This is a genomic window from Erwinia sp., assembly GCF_031978025.1.
Classification (GTDB): domain Bacteria; phylum Pseudomonadota; class Gammaproteobacteria; order Enterobacterales; family Enterobacteriaceae; genus Erwinia.
Window position 1 is genome coordinate 1 of record NZ_DALZCD010000250.1, and the last position, 6,502, is coordinate 6,502.

At 51.5% G+C, this 6,502-nt stretch carries 7 protein-coding genes and 1 pseudogene; all 8 read left to right on the plus strand.

Annotated features, from left to right (window positions below):
- The first annotated feature begins 166 nt into the window (after positions 1 to 166).
- Complete coding sequence (mnmG, locus tag RTK32_RS17235) at positions 167 to 2,056, plus strand: tRNA uridine-5-carboxymethylaminomethyl(34) synthesis enzyme MnmG (RefSeq protein ID WP_312046125.1); 1,890 nt, start codon at positions 167 to 169, stop codon at positions 2,054 to 2,056.
- Between the two features lie 50 nt (positions 2,057 to 2,106).
- Entirely contained in the window at positions 2,107 to 2,748 is a 642-nt protein-coding gene (gene rsmG / locus RTK32_RS17240) for a 16S rRNA (guanine(527)-N(7))-methyltransferase RsmG (protein WP_312046126.1), read from the plus strand.
- Between the two features lie 827 nt (positions 2,749 to 3,575).
- Positions 3,576 to 3,956 (plus strand): F0F1 ATP synthase subunit I, encoded by a 381-nt coding sequence (gene atpI / locus RTK32_RS17245; RefSeq protein ID WP_125289170.1) that lies wholly within the window; start codon positions 3,576 to 3,578, stop codon positions 3,954 to 3,956.
- An 8-nt stretch (positions 3,957 to 3,964) separates the two neighbouring features.
- A complete protein-coding gene (atpB, locus tag RTK32_RS17250) occupies positions 3,965 to 4,780 on the plus strand; it encodes a F0F1 ATP synthase subunit A (RefSeq protein ID WP_312046128.1) in 816 nt (271 codons plus the stop codon).
- A gap of 50 nt (positions 4,781 to 4,830) precedes the next feature.
- The gene (gene atpE, locus RTK32_RS17255) at positions 4,831 to 5,073 is read left to right on the plus strand and encodes a F0F1 ATP synthase subunit C (RefSeq protein ID WP_312046130.1); all 243 of its coding nucleotides are present in this window, start codon (positions 4,831 to 4,833) and stop codon (positions 5,071 to 5,073) included.
- A gap of 97 nt (positions 5,074 to 5,170) precedes the next feature.
- The gene (atpF, locus tag RTK32_RS17260; protein WP_312046132.1) at positions 5,171 to 5,641 is read left to right on the plus strand and encodes a F0F1 ATP synthase subunit B; all 471 of its coding nucleotides are present in this window, start codon (positions 5,171 to 5,173) and stop codon (positions 5,639 to 5,641) included.
- 14 nt (positions 5,642 to 5,655) lie between these two features.
- The gene (gene atpH, locus RTK32_RS17265; RefSeq protein WP_125289173.1) at positions 5,656 to 6,189 is read left to right on the plus strand and encodes a F0F1 ATP synthase subunit delta; all 534 of its coding nucleotides are present in this window, start codon (positions 5,656 to 5,658) and stop codon (positions 6,187 to 6,189) included.
- A gap of 14 nt (positions 6,190 to 6,203) precedes the next feature.
- Positions 6,204 to 6,502: pseudogene (locus tag RTK32_RS17270) on the plus strand (F0F1 ATP synthase subunit alpha); the annotation flags it as partial.

Sequence of the window (6,502 nt, forward strand, 5' to 3'; positions counted from 1 at the left end):
CGTCGATCCTAATAGAAGAACTAGTAAAGAGATCTCTAGATAAAAAAAGATCTTCTTTTTAATACGTGTCTGGCCCTGCGCTTTCACCTTCGGCCAAAGTTGAGTAGAATTCACGCCCCGGGCAACCCCCACTCTTTTAAATCGCACAACCGCGAGGTTCAGTACCATGTTTTATCCAGATCCTTTTGACGTCATCGTGATCGGTGGTGGTCATGCGGGCACGGAAGCCGCTATGGCGGCAGCCCGGATGGGTCAGCAAACCCTGCTTTTAACGCATAACATTGATACGCTTGGACAAATGTCTTGTAATCCGGCGATCGGTGGCATCGGAAAAGGACATCTGGTTAAAGAAGTGGACGCGCTGGGTGGCCTGATGGCACACGCAATTGACCAGGCGGGTATCCAGTTCAGGATACTAAACGCGAGCAAAGGGCCTGCCGTTCGGGCTACCCGTGCTCAGGCCGATCGCGTGCTCTATCGGCAGGCCGTACGCACCGCGCTGGAAAACCAGCCGAACCTGATGATCTTCCAGCAGGCGGTTGACGATCTGATTGTGGAAAACGATCGCGTGGTAGGTGCAGTGACCCAAATGGGGCTGAAATTCCGCGCCAAAGCGGTTGTGCTGACCGTAGGCACCTTCCTGGATGGCAAGATCCATATCGGCCTCGACAACTACAGCGGCGGCCGTGCTGGCGATCCGCCTTCGATCCCGCTGGCTCGTCGTTTGCGTGAGTTGCCGTTACGCGTGGGTCGACTGAAAACCGGCACGCCACCGCGCATCGACGCCCGTACTATTGATTTCAGCGTCCTGGCCCCACAGCATGGTGATACGCCACTGCCGGTCTTCTCGTTCATGGGTAACGTCGCGCAGCATCCTCAGCAGGTACCTTGCTACATCACCTATACCAATGAGAAAACACACGACGTTATCCGCAGCAATCTGGATCGTAGCCCGATGTACGCTGGCGTCATCGAAGGCGTTGGACCGCGTTACTGTCCTTCAATCGAAGACAAGGTCATGCGTTTTGCCGATCGTAACGCTCACCAAATTTTCCTGGAACCGGAAGGGCTGACCAGCAACGAGATCTATCCGAATGGTATTTCCACCAGCTTGCCATTTGATGTACAGATGCAGATCGTCCACTCCATGCAGGGCATGGAAAACGCGAAGATCGTTCGCCCGGGCTATGCTATCGAATACGATTTCTTCGATCCCCGCGATCTGAAACCTACGCTGGAAAGTAAATTTATTCAGGGCCTGTTCTTTGCCGGTCAGATCAATGGCACCACGGGCTATGAAGAAGCTGCCGCACAGGGCTTGCTGGCCGGTTTGAATGCGGGCCGTCTCTCTGCAGACAAAGAGACCTGGGCACCACGGCGCGATCAGGCTTATCTGGGTGTACTGGTTGATGACCTTTGCACGCTGGGTACCAAAGAGCCTTACCGTATGTTCACCTCCAGGGCGGAATACCGTCTGATGCTGCGTGAAGACAACGCCGATTTGCGTCTGACCACCGAAGGGCGCGAACTGGGTCTGGTAGACGATGCACGTTGGGCACGCTTTAACGAGAAGCTGGAGAGTATTGAGCAGGAACGCCAGCGTCTGCGCGATATCTGGGTTCATCCTAAATCAGAAACCGTGAATGAAGTGAACGGCGTGTTGAGCGCTGCGCTGACTAAGGAAGCTAACGGCGAAGATCTGTTGCGTCGTCCAGAGATGACTTATCAACAGCTGATGACGTTAAGCACCTTCGCACCGGCTCTGAGCGATGCTCAGGCTGCCGAGCAGGTTGAGATTCAGGTGAAATACGAAGGTTATATCGCTCGCCAGCAGGAAGAGATTGACCGCCAGCTGCGCAACGAGAACACGTTGCTGCCGGTAGAATTAGACTACCGTCAGGTCAGCGGTCTCTCTAACGAAGCTATCGCCAAGCTAAACGATCACAAACCTGGATCGATTGGTCAGGCTTCGCGTATTTCGGGGATCACGCCTGCGGCTATTTCTATTCTTCTCATTTACCTGAAAAAGCAGGGCCTGCTGCGCAAAAGCGCCTGATGCTTCGCGGGGCGGCCATTGTCGCCCCTTTAACTGATTTGGATGTTATCGTGATTAATAAACTCTCCGCGCTGCTTAAAGCTGCCAATATTTCCCTGACCGATCGACAAAAAGAGCAGCTGACGGGTTACGTTGAGCTGCTGCACAAATGGAACAAGGCTTATAACCTGACCTCGGTGCGCGATCCACAGCAGATGCTGGTAAGGCATATCATGGACAGCATCGTGGTTGAGCCTCACCTTGAAGGAAATCGCTTTATCGACGTGGGCACCGGGCCGGGCCTGCCAGGCGTCCCGCTTGCTATTGTTCGCCCGGAAGCACATTTCACGCTGCTGGACAGCCTGGGCAAGCGTATACGCTTTCTTAAGCAGGTACAGCACGAACTGAAGCTGGAAAATATCGATCCTGTACAGAGCAGGGTAGAGGTGTTTCCGGCCGAGCCGCCTTTTGATGGCGTCATCAGCCGCGCTTTCGCCTCGCTGAACGATATGCTGAACTGGTGTCATCATCTTCCCGGCGATCAAGGCGCTTTTTACGCGCTGAAAGGCGTAGTCCCGCAGGATGAAATTGATGCGCTGCCGACAGGTTTTGCTCATCATCAAACGGTAAAACTTGTTGTCCCTGAGCTGGAAGGTGAGCGTCATGTGGTGGTCATTAAGCCGACAAAACAGGCAGCAGCCCGCGCTGATTGAACATGATTTAGCTAAAAATAACGCTGAAAAAGCGCTATTTTTACCGTATCATCGCCTGAATAATCAGCAAAGCGGCTGAAAATAATGGCCTCACCACACATGATTTTAGTTAAGTCTGTGCGGTAGGGGAGGGGAGAAACAGCCGCGAGCAGCGCGAAACGTCAAAAATCCGGATGAAAATTTAGCCTTTCGGGCGGCAGGCGATAAATTTTTTCCCGCCGGAAATGTTTCAGTAAGGTTAAAATGACGGATGGAAATTATCGTACACACCTGGTTACATTTAACGTTAATTTCACAAAGTGTTATCAAGGATATTACCTCGAGAGGGCGATATCTGCCTTTTTCCGCCTGATGCGAAAAATAATGTGATGATATTTATTTTGCTGATATGTGGGAATCACCTGAAATTTCGACTGCAATGTCTGTCAATTAACACTTTTAATCAGGCTTGCAGGTTGATTTTACGCTAAAAAATAGTAAGTGGTTGAATGTTATTGATATAATTATATTTTCTTTGGCGATATTAAGAATATTCCTTACCGGAATGCGGATAAAATATTACTAAATTGTGATCTTCCGCACGCTTTATGAGCAATATTTTGCCTTTAGCGTATGCATTTTCCGCCTGTCAGCCATTCCTGACAGTTTTGAAAAAGCGGCCCCGCGAAAGAAATTTAAATAATTGTTCACCATTTCGCTACTTATCCATTGAAATCGCAGGGGCGCACCGTATAATTTGCTCGTTTTTTGCTGCTTGACTCAAAGCGGCAAAGGCAGTTTTATACGACACGCGACATACCCCGACGGGGCAGGAGAGTTTCAGCGTCATGTCAGTGTCCCTTTACAGAGTGAAATTTGCCCGAACCGTGCTGCTTCTTCAGCTGGTGATTTTTGTCATAATCGGCGCGCTGTTCGCCCTGAAGGAATTGACCTGGGGCCTGTCCGCACTTGCGGGTGGACTGGCGGCCTGGCTGCCGAACGTATTGTTTATGATTTTTGCCTGGCGTCATCAGGCAGGAGACCCGGTTAAAGGACGTGTGGCCTGGAGCTTCGCTCTGGGTGAAGTGCTGAAGGTTCTGGCAACCATTCTTCTGCTTGTCGTGGCGCTGGCGGTGTTTGGGGCGGCATTTACGCCGCTCGGACTGACCTGGTTATCGGTGCTGATTGTGCAAATCGTCGCACCGGCTGTAATTAACAACAAAGGGTAAGAGGCATCATGGCTGCAGGAGAAATCTCTACGCCGCAGGAATACATAGGTCACCACCTGAAGAACCTTCAGCTGGACCTGCGTACCTTCGAGCTAGTGAATCCGCACGACGCACCGTCGTTCTGGGTATTAAATATTGACTCCATGTTTTTCTCTGTGGTGCTGGGACTGGTATTCCTGGTGCTGTTTCGCAAAGTTGCGAAATCAGCCACCAGCGGCGTTCCGGGAAAACTGCAGGCGGCGATTGAACTGGTTGTTGGCTTTGTCGACAACAACGTCCGCGACATGTACCACGGTAAAAGTAAAGTCATCGCACCGCTGGCTCTGACGATTTTCGTCTGGGTCTTCCTGATGAACTTCATGGACCTGCTGCCTATCGATCTGCTGCCGACTATCGGCGAGCGGTATCTGGGTCTGCCAGCGTTGCGTGTTGTGCCTTCAGCCGACGTGAACATCACGCTGTCTATGGCGCTGGGCGTATTTATTTTGATTCTGTTCTACAGCATCAAGATGAAAGGCATTGGGGGCTTTACTAAAGAGCTGACATTGCAACCTTTCAATCACCCTGTCTTCATTCCGATCAACCTGATCCTTGAAGGCGTGAGCCTGCTGTCCAAACCGGTTTCTCTCGGTCTACGACTGTTCGGCAACATGTATGCGGGTGAATTGATTTTTATCCTGATTGCCGGCCTGTTGCCGTGGTGGTCACAGTGGGTTCTGAGTGTGCCATGGGCCATTTTCCACATACTGATCATTTCGTTACAGGCTTTCATTTTCATGGTACTGACGATTGTCTATCTGTCGATGGCATCTGAAGAACACTGATTTTTTTATCAACACTACTGCGTTTTAACTGAAACAAACTGGAGACTGTCATGGAAAACCTGAATATGGATCTGCTGTACATGGCTGCCGCTGTGATGATGGGCTTAGCGGCAATCGGTGCTGCGATCGGTATCGGCATCCTCGGAGGTAAATTCCTGGAAGGCGCCGCGCGCCAACCGGATCTGATTCCTCTGCTGCGTACGCAGTTCTTTGTTGTAATGGGTCTGGTGGATGCAATCCCAATGATCGCTGTTGGTCTGGGTCTGTATGTGATGTTCGCTGTCGCATCGTAACCCTGATGTTCATCGTTGAACGCAAGTTCGACGATGAACGGCTTCTGCCGGTCGTCAGACCGGAGAAAAAAGTTAACTTAACAAGAGGCATTGTGCAGTGAACTTAAACGCAACAATCCTCGGCCAGGCCATCGCGTTCATCCTGTTTGTAGTTTTCTGCATGAAGTACGTATGGCCGCCGCTGATGGCTGCTATCGAAAAGCGCCAGAAAGAAGTTGCTGACGGCCTTGCTTCCGCAGAACGTGCCAGGAAAGATTTAGATCTGGCGCAGGCTGATGCGACTGACCAGCTGAAAAAAGCGAAAGAAGAAGCTCAGGTTATCATCGAGCAGGCTAACAAACGCCGTTCGCAGATCCTGGACGAGGCGAAAGCCGAAGCTGAGCAGGAACGTAACAAGATCGTCACTCAGGCGCAGGCTGAAGTTGATGCCGAACGCAAACGTGCACGTGAAGAGTTGCGTAAGCAGGTCGCGATGCTGGCTATCGCCGGCGCCGAGAAAATCATTGAACGTTCCGTGGATGAAGCTGCTAACAGCGACATCGTTGATAAACTGGTCGCTGAACTGTAAGGAGGAAGGGGCTGATGTCTGAATTTACTACTGTAGCTCGCCCCTACGCCAAAGCAGCTTTTGACTTTGCTGTTGAGCATCAGAATGTCGATCGCTGGCAGCAGATGCTGGCGTTCGCTACCGAAGTAGCCAGCAATGAACAAGTGGCAGAACTCCTTTCCGGCGCATTAGCGCCGGAAGCGTTGTCTGCACGGTTCATCGCTATCTGTGGTGATCAACTCGATGAAGCCGGCCAGAACCTGATTAAGGTCATGGCTGAGAACAAACGTTTACCAGCGCTTCCCGATGTACTGGCTCAGTTTATCCAGCTACGTGCCGCATATGATGCGACCGCGGACGTTGAGGTGATCTCATCCACTACACTGAGTGACGAACAGCTGACCAAAATCAGCGCCGCTATGGAAAAACGTCTGTCACGCAAAGTTAAGCTGAATTGCAAAATTGATAAGTCTGTAATGGCAGGTGTAATCATCCGTGCGGGTGATATGGTCATTGATGGCAGCGTACGCGGCCGTCTTGAGCGCCTTGCAGACGACTTGCAGTCTTAAGGGGACTGGAGCATATGCAACTGAATTCCACCGAAATCAGCGAACTGATCAAGCAGCGCATTGCTCAGTTCAATGTCGTGAGCGAAGCTCACAATGAAGGTACTATCGTTTCCGTCAGCGACGGCATCATCCGCGTAAACGGCCTGGCCGATGTTATGCAGGGTGAGATGATCGCGCTGCCGGGCAACCGCTTCGCTATCGCACTGAACCTGGAGCGTGACTCCGTAGGTGCCGTAGTGATGGGCCCGTACGCTGACCTCGCCGAAGGCATGAAGGTTAAATGTACCGGTCGTATCCTGGAAGTTCCGGTAGG

Bases quoted from the DNA above. Each gene is read 5' to 3' on its own strand.
- atpE (WP_312046130.1), top strand. From the start codon at position 4,831: ATGGAAAACCTGAATATGGATCTGCTGTACATGGCTGCCGCTGTGATG.
- atpH (WP_125289173.1), top strand. From the start codon at position 5,656: ATGTCTGAATTTACTACTGTAGCTCGCCCCTACGCCAAAGCAGCTTTT.
- atpB (WP_312046128.1), top strand. From the start codon at position 3,965: ATGGCTGCAGGAGAAATCTCTACGCCGCAGGAATACATAGGTCACCAC.
- mnmG (WP_312046125.1), top strand. From the start codon at position 167: ATGTTTTATCCAGATCCTTTTGACGTCATCGTGATCGGTGGTGGTCAT.
- atpI (WP_125289170.1), top strand. From the start codon at position 3,576: ATGTCAGTGTCCCTTTACAGAGTGAAATTTGCCCGAACCGTGCTGCTT.